This is a genomic window from Lentzea alba (assembly GCF_047445655.1).
In the GTDB taxonomy this organism is placed as follows: Bacteria; Actinomycetota; Actinomycetes; order Mycobacteriales; family Pseudonocardiaceae; genus Lentzea; species Lentzea alba_A.
This window is the reverse complement of the sequence record NZ_JAJAEG010000032.1, coordinates 72,982-91,822: the sequence shown is the minus strand read 5'-3', so window position 1 is coordinate 91,822 and position 18,841 is coordinate 72,982. Positions and strand designations below refer to the sequence as shown.

Here is an 18,841-nt window from a genome sequence, read left to right as displayed (position 1 = left end):
GACGGATCTGGACTTCTCACTGTCTGGGAAGTTAGTATCGGCTTGTGGGACAGCATAGCGGGATCGGCGTGCTGGACAAGGCAGTGGCCGTGTTGAACGCCGTAGCAAAAGATCCATGCGGACTGGCCGAGTTGTGCAATCGCACCGGCCTCCCGCGGGCAACCGCACACCGCCTGGCCGTGGGCCTGGAGGTGCACCGGTTGCTGCGCCGAGGCTCCGACGGCCGCTGGCGCCCAGGCGCGGCCCTGGCCGAACTGGCAGGCGGCGCAACAGACCCGTTGCTCGACGCCGCCTCTTCGGTGCTGCCACGCCTGCGCGACATCACCGGCGAAAGCGTGCAGCTGTACCGCCGCGACGGAATGCAACGCGTCTGCGTCTCAGCCGCCGAGCCCCCTTCGGGCCTGCGCGACACAGTTCCCATTGGCGCACGCCTGCCCATGACCGCCGGCTCAGGCGCCAAGGTCCTTGCCGCATGGGCAGACCCAGGCACCCAACGAGCCGTCCTGGCCGACGCCGTCTACGGCGAACGCACTCTCCTGGAGGTGCGCCGCCGCGGCTGGGCGCAAAGCGTGGCCGAACGAGAGCCAGGCGTGGCCTCAGTCTCAGCCCCAGTGCGCGACTCCTCAGGCGCGGTGGTCGCCGCCGTCTCAGTCAGCGGTCCCATCGACCGAATGGGCCGCCGCCCCGGCGCCCGCTGGGCAGCCGACCTGCTGGCAGCAGCCGAAGCCCTGCAAAGCCGCCTCTAACGCACCACCCATGTGGCCGCCCTCCCCACGGGAAGGGCGGCCACACGCGTCTCCACTCCCTTTCGCCCGCTACCGCGTGTCGCCCGAAACGCGCGGCGTGTCGTCATGCCCGCAAGCAAGCGAACCCAAGCGCGAACGGCCCATGGCACGGCGCAAGCGGTCCAGGCCGAAGGGCGCCGCAGAAGCCGGGAGCGAGAGTCGCTGGGTAGCGAGAGGCGGGAGCTGGGGCCGCTGGGTCGAGGGAGCCGAGACCGAGAGTCGGTGGGGCACGGGAGCCAAGACTGCAAGGCGATGTGTGGAGAGGTAGAGCGCAAGAAGGCGGGGTGGAGAGGTGGGGCGCGACAGCGTGAGAGAGGTGGGTGGAGACCAAAGCGTGAGAGGAGCGGGACGCAGAGCGATGCGGGCATGGGAGCCCGGTCCGAGAGGGCAATGACGCGCACGAGACGAGCGAACCGCGATAGCGCAAGAGAGGCGAGGCGGAGAGGTAGGACGCGACGGCGAGAGAGGCGGGGCGGGGGCGATGCGCGAGAGGGACGCGACGGAGTGCGATGCGGCATAGGGCCGGGCCGAAAGGCAATGACGCGCACGAGGCGGGCGAGGCGCAATGGCGCAAGAGAGGCGGGATGGAGAGGTAAGGCGCGACGGAGAGAGACGGAGAGGCGCCTATGCGCGAGAGAGACGGAGGGCCCCGGAGCGGAAGGGCCTGGGGCGAGAGAGGAAGCGGAGGGCTAGAAGGACGAGAGAGCAGAGACGGCGGCTCTCAGCGCGAGAGCGATGCGGCGAAGGGCTCATGCCGCGCAAGGCACGCGGCGGAGGGCTCATGCCGCGCAAGGCACAAGGCCGACACGACACCGCGCAAGGGGCGCCGGGCGGGCGGGCGAGACGCCCAAGACGCAGGACGGGCGCGAGAGAGACGCGGGCGTGAGCGAGCGATGGAGCCCAAAACACGGAACACGCGCGACACAACGCGAGACACGCGCGGCGAGCGGGCAATAGCGCCCGAGACGCGGAGTCGAGGGACGTTCCTGCGGTTCGCCATCACGTCGTTCATCGCCGTGCTGATCGCGATGGCGTGGAGCGGAGGCCTGCAGCGGACGAGCCGGACGAAGCGGCAATGAGACACGGGACCCTGGGCGCGAGAGACGCTGGTTCGCGAAGCGGAGAGGCGGAGCGCGACAGGCGGAGTGGCAGGACGACGTAAAGCTGCTTCGGGCGAGGGAGACCGGGCAGAGGGCAAGGGAACCCAGCGCGGCGCGGCTGTGACGCACTGCGGCAATGAGACGCGAGCCCCTGGGCGCGGACTCCATATGCCGCACGAGAGGCGAAGCGGAGCGCTATCGCACGCGAGACGGCCTGAGCCGGTGAAGGCTGACGCAGTCGGAAAACGACGCCCCAGACCCGGCCACCAACAATCCGCCGACACGCAAGCGAAGCGACGCGCCACATTCCTAACGTGACCCCAGTCACCCAAACAATGGGCAAGCGAAGCGACGCCCGCTTTCATTCCGGCAAGCGAAGCGCAGCCTTTCGGCGAGCGAAGCGACGCCCATCACCCCGCGCCGGGAAACCTACGGGGGTCCGGGGGCGAAGCTCCGCCGGCTGGGGGTCTGGGGCTCGGCCCCCAGAGGACAAATGCGAAAGAGGCCTGTCTGCGTTCTCCGCAGACAGGCCTCTTTCATCTCTGTAGCCCCGAAGGGATTCGAACCCTCGCTACCGCCTTGAGAGGGCGGCGTCCTAGGCCGCTAGACGACGGGGCCCTAGAACTTCTCGCCGTTGAACCTTATCAGATCATTCTGTCCGGTCCAAATCCGGCTATTCAGTTCTTTTTATAGCTAGCTCCGAAAGCTTACCCGAAGGCAGTTCTTCCGCAGCAGCTGGGGTACCAGGACTCGAACCTAGACTAACTGAACCAGAATCAGTCGTGCTGCCAATTACACCATACCCCATTGGCTTTCACGATCGACTTCGGTGTCCCGAAGGAGTTCCGAGGTCCTCGTTGCTGCCGGGAGAAATACTAGACCACGCCCCCACCAGAAGTGAAATCGGCCCCCACCTGCAGGCAAACGCGCAGGTGGGGGCCGGTTCAAACCCCGAAGTCAGGCGGTGGCGGCGGACAGCTCGCACACGAGGAGCTCCGGCAGTTCCGCCAGCGACGCGATGGACGACAGGCCGGCGGGCAACGTGCCGCCGGTAGGACCAGTGCGGTTGATCCAGACGCCGTGCATTCCCGCGTCGCGCGCGCCGATGGCGTCGGCGTGCAGGCGGTCTCCCACGTGGACGGTGTCGCCCGGAGGCACCCCCAACGACAAGCACGCCGTGTGGAAGATCACGCGGTCCGGCTTCGCGCAGCCGACCTCGCCGGCGATCAGCACTGTGTCGAAGTACTCCGACAGGCCCAGCTGGGCGATCTTCACGCGCTGGTGGCGGCCCGAGGCGTTGCTGATCGCGGCGATCGGGAGGCCCGTGGCGCGCAGCCAGTCGAGCATCGGGATCACGTCCGGGAACAGGCACCAGCCCGCGGAGAGAACTTCCTGGCGGGCGAGCTCGCGGCGGGTGGATTCCTCCAGTGACAGCTCCTCGCCGAGTGCGGCGAAGAAGGCTTGGGTGCGGATGTTGCGCATCTGCTCGTACTGGAGTTCGCCGGCGAGCTGGCGGGAGACGTGGTCGTCGGTGATTCGCTGCCACAACGACCAGGCGTCGGCGTTACCGACCATCGAGGCCAACGCGGCTCGCGAGGAAGTGCTGTAGTCGACAAGTGTGTCGTCGACGTCCAGGCACACAGCGCGGATCTCGCCGGTTCTCTTACGCGTGAAAGTCGGGGACGCAGTTGTCACCCCGGAAGGTTAGGTGTGAGGGGGCCTCGTCCGATTCGGCTAACGAGGTGATTCCTGTGGGTCCTTGCACGATCAAGGGGACCTTGAGGCCCCGAACGAACCAGTGAGACTCGTCCGAGCGCCGAATGCAATCACCCGGTCGAGTGTTGTTCGGCAACTCACGACACACTGCCCGAACGGGCGGTTCCGCGAGCGCGACACCTTAGCTCGCGCAGCCACATTGTGCACTGGCCGCAACCGTTTCGGGGCCTGGGTTCCCAGACCGTCTACATAGGACGGACCGAAACGAGGGAGAGCCACGCCACTCGGAACTCAGCTTGACGCACACGGCGATCAAGAGCATGCTGGGTTTATTCAACAGCGGTTGAAATGAGGGGATCGAGATGGAGAGGACAACCTGCCTCGTCGTCGGTGGCGGACCTGCGGGAATGGTGCTGGGGCTGCTGCTGGCACGCGGAGGCGTCGAGGTCACGGTGCTGGAGAAGCACGCCGACTTCCTGCGCGACTTCCGCGGCGACACGGTGCACGCGTCGACGCTCACGCTCATGGACGAACTGGGGCTGGGGCCCGCGTTCGAGCAGGTGCCGCACCAGGACGTCGACAAGATCGAAGCGCTGCTCGACGGCGGCGCCAAGGCCACTATCGCTGACCTCAAACGACTTCCCGGCGCGAACAAGCGCATCGCGATGGTGCCGCAGTGGGACTTCCTGGACCTGCTGGCGGACGCGGGCAGGCTGGAGCCCACGTTCAACCTCCGGATGAACACCGAGGTCACCGGGATCACCAAGCAGGGCAACAGGGTCACGGGCGTGAAGTACCGCGATCGCGTCGACGGGCACGAGGGCGAGATCGCCGCGGACCTCGTCGTGGCGGCGGACGGGCGCAGCTCGATCCTGCGCGCGGAAGTGGACCTGCCGGTGTACAAGTTCGGCGCGCCGATGGACGTGTGGTGGTTCCGCTTGCCGCGCAAGGAGAGCGACCCGGTCAAGGGTGGCGCCGGGCGGTTCAGCGCCGGCAGCGCCATGGTGCTGATCCCGCGCGGCGACTACTTCCAGTGCGCCTTCCTGATTCGCAAGGGGACGGACCAGAAGGTCCGCGCGGAGGGCGTGGAGAAGTTCCGCCGGCGCGTGGTCACGCTCATCCCGTGGCTCGCCGACCGCGTCGACCACATCACGAGCATCGACGACGCGAAGCTGCTCGACGTGAAGCTGGACCGGTTGCGGCGCTGGCACGTCGACGGGCTGCTGTGCATCGGTGACGCGGCGCACGCGATGTCACCGGTCGGCGGCGTGGGCATCAACCTCGCCGTGCAGGACGCGGTGGCGACCGCGGCGATCCTCGCGAAGCCGTTGCGGCAGGGCATGGTCTCGAACGCCACGCTCGCGAAGGTGCGCCGGCGCCGCCTCTTCCCCACGGTGGTGATCCAGACCGTGCAGCGGATCATCCACCGGCTGTTCCTGGGCCGGAAGCTCAACAGCACCGAGACGGTCTCGGCCGCGGGCGTGCCGTTGCCGCTGAAGCTGGCGCAGAAGCTGCCCTGGCTCCAGGCGGTCCCGGCCTACGTGATCGCGATCGGCCCGCGCCCGGAACACGCGCCGGACTTCGCGCGCAGGGCGCCGCAGACCATCGCTAGGTCGTGACGAACGCCTCGGAGGACTCCCCGAGGACCATCGCCACGGCGTGGGCGCGGTCACGAGCGCCCAGCTTGCGCAGGATCGCCTTCACGTGGGTCTTCACGGTGTCGTTGCTGATGAAGAGCCGCTGGGCGATGCGAGCGTTGTCCATGCCCTTCGCCATCTCGGCCAGCACGTCGAACTCACGCGCCGACAACGCGCCGAGCGAGGCGGGCGGCGGCATCCGGGACGGCAGGCGGGCCAGCGACCCCACCCGTGCGTCGATCGTGGCGGGAGCACCCCGCACGGCGGCCACTATCAGCGGCAGCAGCTCGGCCACGGGTGAGGTCTTCAGCAGGTAGGCCACCGCGCCGGCGTCCAGCGCCGCGCGGGCCCAGCTCGGACTGTCCGCATTGGACAGCACGACGACGCGGGCGCTCGGCCGGAACTGCGCCGTGTCCCGCACGGTGCGCAGCGGCCCGGCGCCCGGCACGTCGAAGTCCGTGACGACCAGGTCCACCATCACCCCGCGCAGACAGCGCGCGGCATCGGCCACGGTGTGGGCGATGCCGACGACGCGGAAGCAGTGCGTGCGGTGCAGCGAGAGCCGCAGCCCCTCGGTGATGAGCTGCGAACCATCGACCAGCAGCACACGGGTGGACGCCAGGTCCGTCATGACACCGGGAAGTTACTAGTGGGTACCGGGGTGCGTAACCTGCCGGACGCCGGATTGCTCCGTACGGCTACCTATTTGCGACCGGATTGGTGAGCGTGCCGAGGCCGTCCACAGTCACGGAAACGGTCTGTCCGGCCTCCATGGGCCCGACGCCGGCCGGCGTGCCCGTCAGGATCACGTCACCCGGCAGGAGCGTCATGATGCCCGAGACGTACTCGATGAGCGACGGAATGTCGTGCACCATCAACGAAGTACGGCCGTCCTGTTTGACTTGCCCGTCGAGCTCGGTGACGACCCGGACATCGGACGGGTCGAACTCGGTCTCGATGAACGGACCCATCGGGCAGAACGTGTCAAAACCCTTGCCGCGCGTGAACTGGACGTCCTTCTTCTGGAGGTCTCGCGCGGTGACGTCGTTGGCGATGGTGTAACCCATCACCACGCTCATCGCCTTCGCCTTCGAGACCTCGCGGCACGGCTGGCCGATGATGACGGCCAGCTCGCCCTCGAAGTCCACGCGCTGGGAGGCGGCGGGAATCTTGATCTCCACGTTCGGGCCGATGACCGACGTGTTGGGCTTGAGGAAGATCAACGGCTCTGCCGGGACCTCGTTGCCGAGCTCGGCGGCGTGGTCGGCGTAGTTGCGGCCGATGCCGATGATCTTGGTCGGCAGAATCGGCGCGAGCAGCCTGACGTCGGCCAACGGCCACTTGCGGCCTGTGAACGTGGGCGTGCCGAAGGGGTGTTCGGCGATCTCCGCAGCCTCGTCGCCGTGAACAGCGACAAAAGCTACGCCAGCAGGATGAGCAATACGGGCGATACGCACGGGTGTCAGCTTACCTAGAGCTTCCGCATCGACTTGTGGACAAGCGCGTCGCACAGCGCCAACCAGCTGGCCTCCACGATGTTGCCGTGCACACCCACGGTGGTCCACTCGCGCTCACCGTCCGTGGACTCGACGAGCACGCGCGTCACGGCATCCGTACCGGGATGCTCGGTGAGGATGCGCACCTTGTAGTCGGCCAGTTCCACAGTGTCCAACCAGGACAGATGCGGCAGCAACGCCTTGCGCAGGGCGGCGTCCAGCGCGTGCACCGGGCCGTTGCCCTCGGCGGTCGCGATGACCCGCTCCCCCGCCACGTGCACCTTGACCGTGGCCTCGGACACGATCTCGCCGTCCGAGCGGTGATCCAGCACGACGCGGTACGACTCCAGGGTGAACGGTGGAGTGTCCAGTTCGGACAACTCGTTGCGCAGCAGCAGTTCCAGCGACGCGTCGGCGGCCTCGAACGACCACCCCTTCGCCTCGAGCTCCTTGACCCGCTTGAGCGCGCTGCCCACTTCGGTTGACCGGCCGGTCAGGTCCATCCCGAACTCACGTCCCTTGAGTTCGAGACTCGCCCGACCGGCCATCTCGGTGACCAGCACCCGCATGTCGTTGCCGACGATGTCCGGATCGATGTGGTTGTACAGCTCCGGATCCACCTTGATCGCGCTCGCGTGCAGACCCGCCTTGTGAGCGAATGCTGACGACCCGACATAGGCCTGGTGGGTGTCGGGTGCGATGTTCGCGATCTCGGCCAACGCATGGGAGACACGGGTGAGCTCGGCCAGTGCCCCGGTCGGGAGCACCTCCATGCCGAGCTTGGTCACGAGGTTTCCCACGACGGCGAACAGGTCCGCATTGCCTGCTCGCTCGCCATAACCATTGGCGGTGCACTGAACGTGCGTCGCGCCCGCCTGAACGGCCGCGAGGGTGTTCGCCACCGCGCAGGACGTGTCGTCCTGGCAGTGGATTCCGACGCGGAAGCCCGTCTTCTCGACGACCTCCGCGACCGTCTCGGCGAGCTTGAGCGGCAGCTGCCCGCCGTTCGTGTCGCACAGCACAACGACGTCCGCGCCACCCTCCACAGCGGACTCCAGCACCTTGAGACTGGTGTCCGGCGAGAAGGCGTAGCCGTCGAAGAAGTGTTCGGCATCGAGGAAAACACGCCGGCCGTGCTCGACGAGGAACCGGACGGTGTCGCGCACCATCCGCTCGTTCTCCTCGGTGTCGGTCCGCAGCGCACGTTCGATGTGCCTGAGGTCCGACTTGGCCACGAGCGTGACCACCGGCGCCTGGGAGTCGAGAAGTGCCTTCACCTGCAGGTCTTCCTCGACCCTGACCCCGGCCTTGCGGGTCGCGCCGAACGCGACCAGCTTGGCGTGCTTCAGTTCCAGGTCACCGGCCGCCGCACGGGCGAAGAACTCGGTGTCCTTGGGCAGTGCGCCGGGCCAGCCGCCCTCGATGAACCCGACGCCGAGCCCGTCCAGCAGCCGCGCCACCGCGAGCTTGTCCGTGACGGAGTACGAAATGCCCTCACGTTGTGCGCCATCGCGCAACGTCGTGTCGTAGACGTGGAAGTCGTCGGTAGGGCCGGCCATCGGGGTCATCTCCTCATCCGGACAAACAAAAAGACCCCCCGCGGATGCGAGAGGTCTGCGCGTCGGGTGCCAGGGGCGGCACTACCCGACGCGCTCGTCGATAATGATGGCGAGGTGCTGAGCCATGAAGCGGATGCTGCCACAGCTCAGCACGGCGTACCAAGCGCCGGGAGGAAATCTCCCACTATCTGGTCACGGTGAGTACTCCCGCACGCCTGTCAGTACTCACCGGAAGGCTGCGGGCGAGGTAACGGGTGAGCCCGCGCACCGCACCGCCCCGCAACTCCCCCAGCAAAGCGCTGCAGCCCCTCCCGGTCGCCCTGGGCCTCCACTTAAACAGAGGTCAAGAACTTCGCGAACGCCTCGATCGACGCCGGGTTGCGCGGCGACTCCACCAGCGCCGCGTACGGCAGCGCGTAGAACCGCTTGTTCTTGATCGCCGGCGAGTTCTGCAAAGGCGCGAAGCCCTCCAGGAACGCCTGCTTCTGCTCGGGCGTGTTGAAGTCCCCATCGGCGTAGTCGACGATCAGGATCACGTCCGGGTTGCGCTGCACCACGGTCTCCCAGTTGACCGTGGTCCAGCTGTCGTTGAGGTCGCCGAAGATGTTGTCCCCACCGGCCTTCGAGATGATGTCCTGCGGAGCGGCGTTGCGACCGGACGTGAACGGCTGGTCCTGGCCGCTGTCGTAGAGGAACACCTTGGGCTGCGGCTTGCCGGTCATCAGCCGAGCCGCGTTGTCGATCTGCTGCTGGTAGCCCGAGATCAGCTCCTCCGCCTTGGCCTCGACGCGGAAGATCTTCCCGAGATTGCGCAGGTCCGTGTAGAGCGCGTCGAGTGCGGGCATGATGCCGCGCTGCTTGCCGACGCCGTTGCGACACGCCTCGGTGAGCTGGTAGGTGGCGATCCCGAGCTGCTTCAGCGCGTCCGGGGTGAAGCCGCTGCTCTCGCTGAAGCCGTAGTTCCAGCCGGCGAACACGAAGTCGGCGTTGGCGCCCTGCACGACCTCCTTGGAGATCTTGTCGGACAGGTGCTTCGCGCTGTCGAAGTCGGCCTTCCACGGCGACGTGCGGCGGTCCGCGGTGTCGGCGCCGTCCACCACGTAGCCGGCCATGCGGTCCTTGAGACCCAGCGCGAACATCAGCTCGGTGATGCCGGTGTCGTTGGTGACCACTTTGGACGGCACCTTGTCGAACGTGACCTGTTGGCCGCAGTTCGTGACGGTCACCGGGGTGTTCGCGGAGGAGGTGTCCTGCGCGACCGTGGCGCCGCAGCCGGAGACGAGCAGCAGCGAAGCCAGGGCTAGGGCGGTTCTCAAGGGGTGACCTCCTGGTCGAACAGGAGCTGTGGGACTCCCGTGGTGGGGTGATTGACGACGTGCGCGGTGACGTGGAAGACCTTGGCGATCAACGAAGGCTCCAGCACTTCCGCAGGTGTGCCGGAAGTGACGAGGCGGCCTTCGTCGAGCACGTACAGGCGGTCGCAGTAGGACGCGGCGAGGTTGAGGTCGTGCAGGACGGTCAGGACGGTGACGCCCAGTTCGCGGGTGAGTCCCAGCACGTCGAGCTGGTGGCGGATGTCGAGGTGGTTCGTCGGCTCGTCCAGCACGAGCACGCGCGGTTCCTGGGCCAGCGCACGCGCGATCAGCACCCGTTGCCGTTCGCCGCCGGACAAACTCAAGAAGCTGCGATCGGCGAGGTGTGCGACGTCCACAGTGGCCAGTGCCTCGGTCACCACGCGGCGGTCGCGGGCGGGGTCGCGGTCGTGCGGCAGGCGGCCCATCTCCACGACCTCGGTGACCGTGAAGTCGAACTCGACCTGCGACTCCTGGGTGAGCGCGGCGAGGTCGCGGGCGACGTGCTGTCGCTTGTGGACATCCGAGCCGTCCAGCAGAACGGTGCCCGCGGCCGGCTTCAGAGCTCGGTACACGCAGCGCAGGGTCGTGGACTTGCCGCTGCCGTTCGGGCCGACGATGCCGACGACCTCGTTCTCGGCGTGGAGCGTGATGTCCTCGATGATGCCGCGGACGGTGACCTGGTCGATCTCGACGCGCATCAACGTCCTCCGAACACGTAGCTCTTGCGGCGCATGAGGAAGATGAAGCACGGCACGCCGATCGCGGCCGTGATGACGCCGAGCGGCAGTTCCTCCGGTGCCGCGAGCATCCGCGCGGCCACGTCGACCCAGACCAGGAACGACGCTCCGGCAAGGGGTGCGAGCGGCAGGACCCGGCGGTGGTCGGCGCCCACGACCATGCGGGTGAGGTGCGGCAGCATGAGACCGACGAACCCCACCGCGCCGCTCACCGCCACCAGCACGCCTGTCATGCCCGCGGTGACGACGAACAGGTGCGTGCGGAACCGGTTGACCGCGACCCCGAGCGTCGTCGCGGTCTCGTCCCCCATCGCCAGCGCGTTCAGCTGCCGGGCCTTGGTCATCAGGTAGGCGATCCCGAGCACGGTCACGGTGGTGGCGATCGGCAACGCCGTCCAGGTCGCGCCACCGAGGCTGCCGAGCAACCAGAACATGGCGCTCCTGGCCGCCTCCCCGTGCGGTGCCTGGAACACCATGAGCATCGCCACGGCGGAGAACCCGTACGCCAGCGCGGTTCCGGTCAGCACGAGCCGCAACGGTGTGAGCCCCCGGCTCGTGCGTGCGGTGATGTAGACCAGGGCCGTGGCGCCGAGCCCGGTGACGAACGCCCCGACCGACAACGCGTAGACGCCGAGGCCGGACAGCACGCCGAGCGTCGCCACGGCCGTCGCGCCCACGCTCGCCCCCGACGAGATGCCCAGCACGTACGGGTCGGCCAGGGCGTTGCGGACCATGGCCTGGATCGCCACGCCGACGGTGCTCAGGCCCGCCCCGACGACCGCGGCCAGCAACACGCGCGGCAGCCGGATGTCCCAGACGATGTGGTACTGCCCCGCCAGGTCGGCGGGGATCGTGCCACCGGTGATGGCGGCCTGCAGCAGTTCGAGAGTGGTGTCGAACGGGACGGAGACGGGGCCTGACGCCACGCCGGCGACGATGCTGACGGCGAGCACGCCGACGAGCGCGCTGATCTTCGAGAGCAAGGGGTCCCTTCCCGCAGTCCACGGCAGGAGTAGCTGGTTTCACCGTGAGCGGGTGTTCGGGCTCGTCCCCCTGGAGGGACCTACCGTTGCGGGTCAGCGCCGGACTTCGACCGGTCTTCCCCCGTGCACGACGCACGCACTCTAACCCGCCTTCTGCACAAACCTTGCAGGAAGTTCTCGCCAGGGCCGTGACCTGGGAAAACAGAAATCTCGAAAAAAGTTCGAGGCTCGTGTCGATCCGGCGTGGGGCCCGTTCGACCTCGGGATGTCACAACACCGAAGACACCGAACAGGGAGACACACCATGAAGTTCATGATGATCTGGCGCGCCACCGACGAGGCCTTCGCGAACATGGGCGAGTTCGACTTCGACAAGATGCTGGAGACGGTCGGCCGGTTCAACGAGGACATGATCCGCGCCGGCGTCCTGCTGGCCGCCGAAGGTCTGTCAGACCCCTCGGAGGGCGTCGTCGTCGACTACTCCACCGAACCGCCGGTCGTGACGGACGGCCCGTACGGCGAGACCAAGGAGCTGTTCAACGGCTTCTACATCATCAACGTCGCCTCGAAGGAAGAGGCGATCGAGTGGGCGAAGCGCGCGCCGATCACCGGGCCCGGCTTCAAGACCGAGATCCGCCGCGTGCCGACGATCGACGAGTTCCCGCAGGACAACGAGTGGATCCAGAAGGAGCGCGCGTGGCGTGAGTCGACCGGTCAGCTCTGAGCGTGGGTACGGGCCCCTGACACAACTCGGCCCCGGCACCAGGAGGTGCCGGGGCCGGAAGCCGGAATCGGAAGATCAGCCCGTGCGCACGTTCGAGGAAACGAGCGCGGCGAGCCTGTCACCGATCGCGTAAGTAGCGCCCGGCGACTGGTGGTCCCGGGTCGCCAGATCAAAGGCCACGGAGGCCTCGATCCGGCGCGCTGCCTCGTGCTCGCCGAGGTGGTCGAGCAGCAGCGCCACCGACAGCACGGCGGCCGTCGGGTCCGCGATGCCCTGGCCCGCGATGTCCGGTGCCGAGCCGTGCACCGGCTCGAACATCGACGGGTTGCGGCGCGTCACGTCCATGTTTCCCGACGCGGCCAGGCCGATACCACCCGTGACGGCGGCGGCCAGGTCGGTCAGGATGTCGCCGAACAGGTTGTCCGTCACGATCACGTCGTACCGGCCCGGGTCGGTGACCATGTGGATGGTCGCCGCGTCCACGTGCTGGTACGCCACCGTGACGTCCGGGTGCTGCAGCGAGACCTCCTCGACGACGCGCGACCACAACGAGCCGGCGTGCGTGAGGACGTTCGTCTTGTGCACCAACGTCAGGTGCCGGCGCTGGCGGTTCGACGCACGCGCGAAAGCGTCACGGACGACGCGCTCCACGCCGAACGACGTGTTGAGCGAGACCTCGGTGGCGATCTCGTGCGGTGTGTCCTTGCGCAGCAGACCGCCGTTGCCCGCGTACGGGCCCTCGGTGCCCTCGCGCACCACCACCATGTCGATCTCCGGCGGGTCCGCGAGCGGGCTGCGGACACCGGGGTAGAGACGAGCCGGGCGGAGGTTCACGTGGTGGTCGAGCTCGAACCGGAGCCGCAGCAGCAGGCCGCGCTCCAGAATTCCGCTCGGCACCGACGGATCTCCGACCGCGCCGAGCAGGATCGCGTCGTGCTGGCGAAGTTCGCCGAGCACCGACTCGGGCAACAACTCTCCCGTGGCGTGCCAGCGCGCCGCGCCGAGGTCGTAGCGAGTGATCTCGGCCGCCGGAACGACCTCGTTGAGGACCTTCAGGGCCTCAGCGATGACCTCGGGCCCGATCCCGTCTCCTGGGATCACTGCGAGCCGCATCCACACACCTCCCAGGTGTCAGTCCCCAATTAGTGGGACTACTTTCCTTCGCGAAAGGCTACCGGCATCGCCGCCACTCGCCGCATGCCGGACACCCCATCGGGGTGTTCTCTCCCGTACTGCGGGACACCCACACGGCCCATTCCGCACTTTCGGGTGTCACTCGATCGTAGGAACGCTGTCGCGTCAAGGGGTGACACCCCTGCTTACAAGCCATGAGGGTGACCTTCATGGACCTGAGGTCCATGAAGGTCACCCTCATGGCAAACGTCGGAGCTGCTAGTAGGCAGAACCCCTACCGCTGGAGCGGACTGTGACGACCGACGCGCGGTCGCCGTTGGCGTTGTGGTGGTTGAGGACCAGCAGGCCCTCGGACTTGTCGGCCTTCAGGGCCGCCTCGTCCTTGTTCACCACGAGCGCCGTGCCCGGCTTGGCGAGGTAGGAGAGCGCCGCGTCGCCGCCGCCCTGCGCCCACAGACCCGGCTTGAGCGGGTCGAAGGACAGGTTGCGGTCGATGACGTCGACGAGCCTGTTCGCGTTGCCCGGCGCCGGGTAGTAGCCGCCGGTGCCGACGACGTACGAGATGCGCGAGGTGTCCTTCGTCGGGTCGATGCCCAGTGCCGTCAGCAGCACCGGCAGGACCACGACGTTGGTGTCGGACACGTTCGCGTCGACGTCGCCGAACAGGCCGTTGACGCCCTGGATGTCGACCGTCTGCCCCGTCTTGAGGTCGACCGTCGACGCGACCAGCAGGTCGGTGTCGGTCAGGCGGGTCGCGAACACCTCGAAGTCGGCCGTGCCATCACCGTTGGTGTCGATGTCGACGAACGGGATGGTGTTGATGCCGAGGTTGTACCAGTTGCCCCACGTCGCGACACCGAACGCGAGCAGCGACTCCTCGGGCTTGCCCTGCGCCTTGGCGAGCGGGGCCGTGGAGGCCGCGCCGACGTAGCGGAGGTCGCCGCCCTTGGCGGTCTCGTTGAGCGCGCAGTTCTCGGTGACGTTGCGGCGGCAGTCGCGCAGCTTCGGCGACTGGGCCTGCAGCTCCAGAACGCTGACCAGCGAGCGGTACGCCTGCGAGCCGGTGCCCTGGTCGACGCCGCGGCCGGTCAGGTTGAGCACGGCCTGCTTGTCGTTGCCGCGGAACTTCAGGCTGGACGCGGTGTTGATGTCCGCGACCGGCTTCGGCGCCGCGTAGACCGACACGCGCAGCGGCACGGAGGAGCCCGAGGTCGGCGTGAGGTTCACGCGACCGGAGGCGTCCGCGAGGAACTGCCGCGGCACGTCGAGCTGCGTCGGCGCGACCGTCGAGTCGACCGTCTTGCGCAGCGCCTTCGGGTCGTCGATCTTCAGGGTGACCTTGACCCTCGCGATGCCGCGCGGGCCGACCTTCACCTTGTCCTGCGAGAGCACGTAGCTCACGCCGGGGATCGTCGTGGCGGCCGTGTAGCCGACGTTGTACTCGACGGTCTTCGTCGACTTGTTGACGATCTTGATCGTCTTGGTCTTCGACAGCGCCTTGGCGACCTCGACGACACCGAAGCTCGCGCTCACGTGGCCGGGGTCGTCCTCGACGAAGGCGAGGACCTGGTTGTCGATCGCGGCCTTGCCGTCGACGCGGCCGGTGCCGACCCGGTTGGGCGCGAAGGTCTTGCCGTTCTCCTTCACGTCAGCACCGGCGGTGTTCATGATCGCGGCCTTGACCTCTTCCAGCGACCAGTCCGGGTGCGTCTGGCGCACCAGGGCGGCGATGCCGGCGACGTGCGGGGACGCCATCGACGTACCGGAGATCACCGAGCGGTCGTTGCCGGAACCGACGGCGGTCGACGAGATCGTGTCACCGGGTGCCGCGACGTCCGGCTTGACCACGCCACCGCGGGTGCCGCGGCTGGTGAACGAGCTCGGGGTGTCCGAAATGGACTGGTCGTACGTCGGCACCGTGGTGCGCAGGTCACCCGCCATGCGGACGACCAGCGTGCCCGCGTTCAGCGCCGGACGAACCTGGTTGGTCGCGTCACCGGTGAACTGGAAGACCGGGATGGTCGCGTTGCCGGCGATGCCCGCGTTGAAGTTGTTCAAAGTGGACGAGAGCAGGACGCCCTGCGCGCCCGCGGCCTGCGCGTTGTTGGTGCGGCCACCCGAACCACAACGACGCGTCGCGTCGACGTCGTCCCACTCCAGCCACACGAACTTGCCGGCCAGGGACTCGGTGATCGGCTGGCAGCCGTCGGCGTTGCCCGCCTGGGTCAGCTTCACGACCGGGAGTTCCTTGTTGTAGCCCAGGTACCCGGTGAAGTTCTGGCTGTACTGGCCAGGCTTGACGCCCTGGCCCTTCGCCTCGGCGCCGTCGCGCAGCACGAACGAGTCACGCGTCGACGCGACGGTCAGCGCCTCGGGCGTGTTGCCCGGCGAACCGCCGATGTCGTAGAGGTCGCCGCCGTTGCCCGCGGAGAAGACCGGCATGACGCCGACCTTGTACAGCTTCTTCACGAACAGGCTGTCGGGGTCGTCCGGAGCGCCGTAGTCGGAGCCGAGCGACAGGTTGACCACGTCGAGGTGGTCGGAGAAGTCGCCGTCGCCGTCGGGGTCGAGCGACCAGTCGAGCGCCTGCGAGGTGACGTTGGTCGAACCGTCGCAGCCGAAGACCTTGAGCGCGTAGACGAGGGCCTTCGGCGCGGTGCCGGGGCCGATCTTCATCGCGTTGAGCTTGTCGGCGTCGAGCTTGGTGTAGTCGCCCTTGAACGTGCTGCCGTCGGCGTTCTCACCGAAGCCGGCCGTGGTGCCCGCGACGTGCGAGCCGTGGCCGTTGCAGTCGATCGGGTTCGGGTCGGGCTTCGGCGTGTTGATCGCCGGGTCCTCGCTCGCCCCGTCGTACTCCTCGCCGACGAAGTCGTAACCGCCGACGACCTTCGCGGTCGGGAAGTTCGGGTCCGCCGCGCGCGGGTTGACGGCGCGGAAGGCCTCGACCGTGCCGGGTCCGCCGAAGTTCGCGTGGGTGTAGTCGACGCCGGTGTCGATGATGCCGACCCGGACGTCGTCGCCGAGCTTGCCGTACTGCTGCCAGACGTTGAGAGTCTTGGTGAGCTGGACGGCGTTGGAGTTCTGCCGCTTCTTCGGCACGACCGGGTAGACCGCGATGACGTCCGAGCGGTTCGCGAGCTCGCGAACCTTCTGCGCGTCGGCCTTCACGACGACGCCGGGAACGCCGTTCGAGGTGCGGTAGAGCTCCTTGGTGGAGCTGTCCGCGGTCTTGAGCTGGCCGACGACCTGGTCGACCGTGGCCGACACGTCGTTCTTGGCCTGCTTGGCGGCCTGCTTCTGCGCTTCCTTGCCCTGGCTCTGCTTCTCGGTGAACGCGTCGACGGCGGCCTTGCGGTCCAGCGCGACGAACGCGGTGACCTTGCCGGACTTGTTCAACCGGGGAGAAACCTTGAGGTGCAACGCTTTCGCGTCCAGCCCCTGCGCACCCTGGATGCCCTGCGCGAGCGGGTCGCTCTGCGCCTGAGCCGTGGCGGGTGCGATCAGCAGTGTGGTGATGGCAGAGAACACCACCAGACTTGATCGTCTCTTCACAACGTTGCCCCAAACGAGGTGTGTGCTTTCGACCCGAATACACAGTGCCGCGCCCTCTACGGCACGGGTCGACCTCGTGGGGAACCTAATCGCTGATCGTGTGTCTGCGACTGCCCCGAAAGTATGAATGTTGTCTACAGATAGTTGCCTGTTACGCGTTCGTTGTGAACAGCGATAGACACGGGAAGGGGACTTTGCGGTCCCCTTCCCGCTTTGTCGTGACTATCCGAAGTCGACACTCCGCACGGTGCGCGCGCCCACAGCAGCACCGATCGGGTCGAGCACCGCGGTGTCCACCGGACGGTCCACGCGCAGCACCATCACGGCGTCCGCACCGGTCTGGCTGATCTGCGCGGCCTCGATGTTCACGCCGGCCTCGCCGAGCAGCGTGCCGACCGTGCCCATGACACCCGGACGATCCGGGTACTCCAGCAGCAGGACAGAACCTTCGGCCCTGAGGTCGAAGTTGCGGCCGTTGATGTTCACCAGCTTCTCGACCTGAGCGATACCGCTGATGGTGCCGGACACGCTGTTCGTCGTGCCGTCCGCCTGCACGGCCTTGACCGTGACGAGGCTGCGGTGGTTCGGGCTCTCGGTCTCCTTGACCAGCTCCACGTTCACGCCGAGGTCCTCGGCGAGGCGCGGCGCGTTCACGAAGGTCACCTGCGACTCGACCACGCTGGCGAAAACGCCGCGCAGTGCCGCGAGCGGGAGGACCGCGACGTCCTCATTGGACAGTTCGCCGCGCACCTCGACCGTGACGCTGGTCGGGGCCTTCGGCGACAGTGCACTGAGGACGGTGCCGAGCTTCTGCACCAGCGGCAGGTAGGGCCGCACCTCTTCGCCGACCGCACCTCCCTGAACGTTGACGGCGTCCGGCACGAAGTCACCGGCCAGCGCGAGGATGACGCTCTTCGCGACGTCCGTGCCCGCCCGGTCCTGCGCCTCGGCGGTGGACGCGCCGAGGTGCGGGGTGACGACGATGCCCGGAACGTTGAACAGCGGGTTCTCGGTCGTGGGCTCGGTGCTGAAGACGTCGACGCCGGCGCCGCCGACCTGGCCTTCACGGACCGCCTCGGCGAGCGCTTCCTCGTCGATGAGGCCACCGCGGGCGGCGTTGACGATGATGACGCCGCGCTTGGCCTTGGCGAGCTGCTCCGACCCGATGAGGCCCTTGGTCTCAGGCGTCTTCGGGAGGTGGATGCTGATGGCGTCGGCCCTTTCGAGGAGCTCCTCGAGGGTGACGAGCTCGATGCCGAGCTGAGCGGCGCGCTGCTGGCTCACGTAGGGGTCGTAGGCGATCAGGTTGGTGCCGAACGCGGCGATGCGCTGCGCGAACAGCTGCCCGATCTTGCCGAGACCGACGACGCCGACGGTCTTGCCGTTGAGCTCGACGCCGTTGAACTTGCTGCGCTTCCACTCGTGGTTCTGCAGCGTCTCGTGGGCGGCGGGGATCTGCCTCGCCACACTCAGGAGGAGCGCCACGGCGTGCTCGGCGGCACTGACGATGTTGGACGTCGGCGCGTTGACGACCATCACGCCGTTCTTCGTCGCCGCCGGCACCTCGACGTTGTCCAGGCCGACACCGGCCCGGGCCACGACCTTGAGCTTGCGGGTGGCTGCGAACACCTCGGCGTCGACCTGGGTGGCGGACCGGACGAGCAGGGCGTCCGCGTCGGCGACGGCCTCAAGCAGGGCCGGGCGGTCGGTGCCGTCTACGTGGCGCACTTCCACGCCGTCGCCGAGAGCGTCCAGAACGGACGGCGCGAGCTTCTCGGCGATGAGGACAACAGGTCGGCTCGTGTTGGTCACGGACATCGCTCCCAGAACGGTCGGATCGTGGGGCGCGGGCGTGGTCGAGGCGGCTGACCCGCGCCGACCGGGCACCGCAATGTGTCCGGACTGTTAACGAGCATAGACAGGGGGCTTGCCTGGGCCTTTGGCGGGTGGCTCAGGTCACGGCAGGCGTCTTGTGGGGTGGGACGGGGTTTGCGGTGGTTGCCATCGCACGGGTGGGCGTGGTGCTCGACTCGGGAGAGTGCGGCACCACGCCCACCACGGTG

The 18,841-nt window shown here is 67.8% G+C and carries 13 protein-coding genes, 2 tRNA genes and 1 riboswitch; of the genes, 3 read left to right on the top strand and 12 right to left on the bottom strand.

Translation table 11 applies throughout. From position 1 onward, the window contains the following. Positions 1 to 44 precede the first annotated feature (44 nt). On the top strand, positions 45 to 746 hold the full coding sequence (locus LFM09_RS39600) for an IclR family transcriptional regulator (RefSeq protein ID WP_045310640.1): 702 nt from the start codon (positions 45 to 47) through the stop codon (positions 744 to 746). Between the two features lie 1,684 nt (positions 747 to 2,430). On the opposite strand, the gene LFM09_RS39595 is transcribed toward LFM09_RS39600, so the two are convergent. The 3 genes from LFM09_RS39595 to LFM09_RS39585 all read right to left on the bottom strand — a co-directional run bounded on the left by LFM09_RS39595 (position 2,431) and on the right by LFM09_RS39585 (position 3,580). Continuing rightward, positions 2,431 to 2,503: transfer RNA gene (locus tag LFM09_RS39595), tRNA-Glu, on the bottom strand. A 117-nt stretch (positions 2,504 to 2,620) separates the two neighbouring features. Further along, positions 2,621 to 2,692: transfer RNA gene (locus tag LFM09_RS39590), tRNA-Gln, on the bottom strand. Positions 2,693 to 2,842: 150 nt separating this feature from the next. After that, complete coding sequence (locus LFM09_RS39585) at positions 2,843 to 3,580, bottom strand: HAD family hydrolase (RefSeq protein WP_414101771.1); 738 nt, start codon at positions 3,578 to 3,580, stop codon at positions 2,843 to 2,845. A 383-nt stretch (positions 3,581 to 3,963) separates the two neighbouring features. Between LFM09_RS39585 and LFM09_RS39580 the strand changes: the two genes are divergently transcribed. Further along, entirely contained in the window at positions 3,964 to 5,220 is a 1,257-nt protein-coding gene (locus LFM09_RS39580) for an FAD-dependent oxidoreductase (protein WP_414101770.1), read from the top strand. On the opposite strand, the gene LFM09_RS39575 is transcribed toward LFM09_RS39580, so the two are convergent. From LFM09_RS39575 to LFM09_RS39550, 6 genes are all read right to left on the bottom strand, one after another. Further along, a complete protein-coding gene (locus LFM09_RS39575; RefSeq protein ID WP_414101769.1) occupies positions 5,210 to 5,869 on the bottom strand; it encodes a LuxR C-terminal-related transcriptional regulator in 660 nt (219 codons plus the stop codon). The genes LFM09_RS39580 and LFM09_RS39575 overlap by 11 nt on opposite strands. 67 nt (positions 5,870 to 5,936) lie before the next feature. Next, positions 5,937 to 6,695, bottom strand: coding sequence for a fumarylacetoacetate hydrolase family protein (locus tag LFM09_RS39570; protein WP_414101768.1), 759 nt, complete (start codon positions 6,693 to 6,695; stop codon positions 5,937 to 5,939). A 14-nt stretch (positions 6,696 to 6,709) separates the two neighbouring features. Next, positions 6,710 to 8,293: a citramalate synthase gene (gene cimA, locus LFM09_RS39565; RefSeq protein ID WP_414101767.1), complete on the bottom strand. Its 1,584-nt coding sequence runs from the start codon at positions 8,291 to 8,293 to the stop codon at positions 6,710 to 6,712. A gap of 332 nt (positions 8,294 to 8,625) precedes the next feature. Next, entirely contained in the window at positions 8,626 to 9,609 is a 984-nt protein-coding gene (locus tag LFM09_RS39560; RefSeq protein ID WP_414101766.1) for an ABC transporter substrate-binding protein, read from the bottom strand. Next, positions 9,606 to 10,346, bottom strand: a complete 741-nt coding sequence (locus LFM09_RS39555; RefSeq protein WP_414101765.1) for an ABC transporter ATP-binding protein — start codon at positions 10,344 to 10,346, stop codon at positions 9,606 to 9,608. Before LFM09_RS39555 ends, LFM09_RS39560 begins: the two co-directional genes overlap by 4 nt. Next, the gene (locus tag LFM09_RS39550; protein ID WP_414101764.1) at positions 10,346 to 11,368 is read right to left on the bottom strand and encodes a FecCD family ABC transporter permease; all 1,023 of its coding nucleotides are present in this window, start codon (positions 11,366 to 11,368) and stop codon (positions 10,346 to 10,348) included. The genes LFM09_RS39555 and LFM09_RS39550 overlap by 1 nt, the downstream gene beginning before the upstream one ends. Positions 11,369 to 11,397: 29 nt before the next feature. After that, positions 11,398 to 11,527: riboswitch (cobalamin riboswitch) on the bottom strand. A 145-nt stretch (positions 11,528 to 11,672) separates the two neighbouring features. Here LFM09_RS39550 and LFM09_RS39545 point away from each other — a divergent pair. After that, complete coding sequence (locus LFM09_RS39545) at positions 11,673 to 12,092, top strand: YciI family protein (protein WP_414101763.1); 420 nt, start codon at positions 11,673 to 11,675, stop codon at positions 12,090 to 12,092. A 75-nt stretch (positions 12,093 to 12,167) separates the two neighbouring features. Here LFM09_RS39545 and LFM09_RS39540 read toward each other — a convergent pair whose 3' ends face one another. From LFM09_RS39540 to serA, 3 genes are all read right to left on the bottom strand, one after another. Continuing rightward, complete coding sequence (locus LFM09_RS39540; protein WP_414101762.1) at positions 12,168 to 13,205, bottom strand: 3-isopropylmalate dehydrogenase; 1,038 nt, start codon at positions 13,203 to 13,205, stop codon at positions 12,168 to 12,170. 279 nt (positions 13,206 to 13,484) lie between these two features. Continuing rightward, the gene (locus LFM09_RS39535; protein ID WP_414101761.1) at positions 13,485 to 16,757 is read right to left on the bottom strand and encodes a S8 family serine peptidase; all 3,273 of its coding nucleotides are present in this window, start codon (positions 16,755 to 16,757) and stop codon (positions 13,485 to 13,487) included. Between the two features lie 243 nt (positions 16,758 to 17,000). Beyond that, positions 17,001 to 18,596, bottom strand: a complete 1,596-nt coding sequence (serA, locus tag LFM09_RS39530; RefSeq protein ID WP_414101760.1) for a phosphoglycerate dehydrogenase — start codon at positions 18,594 to 18,596, stop codon at positions 17,001 to 17,003. Positions 18,597 to 18,841: the final 245 nt, after the last annotated feature.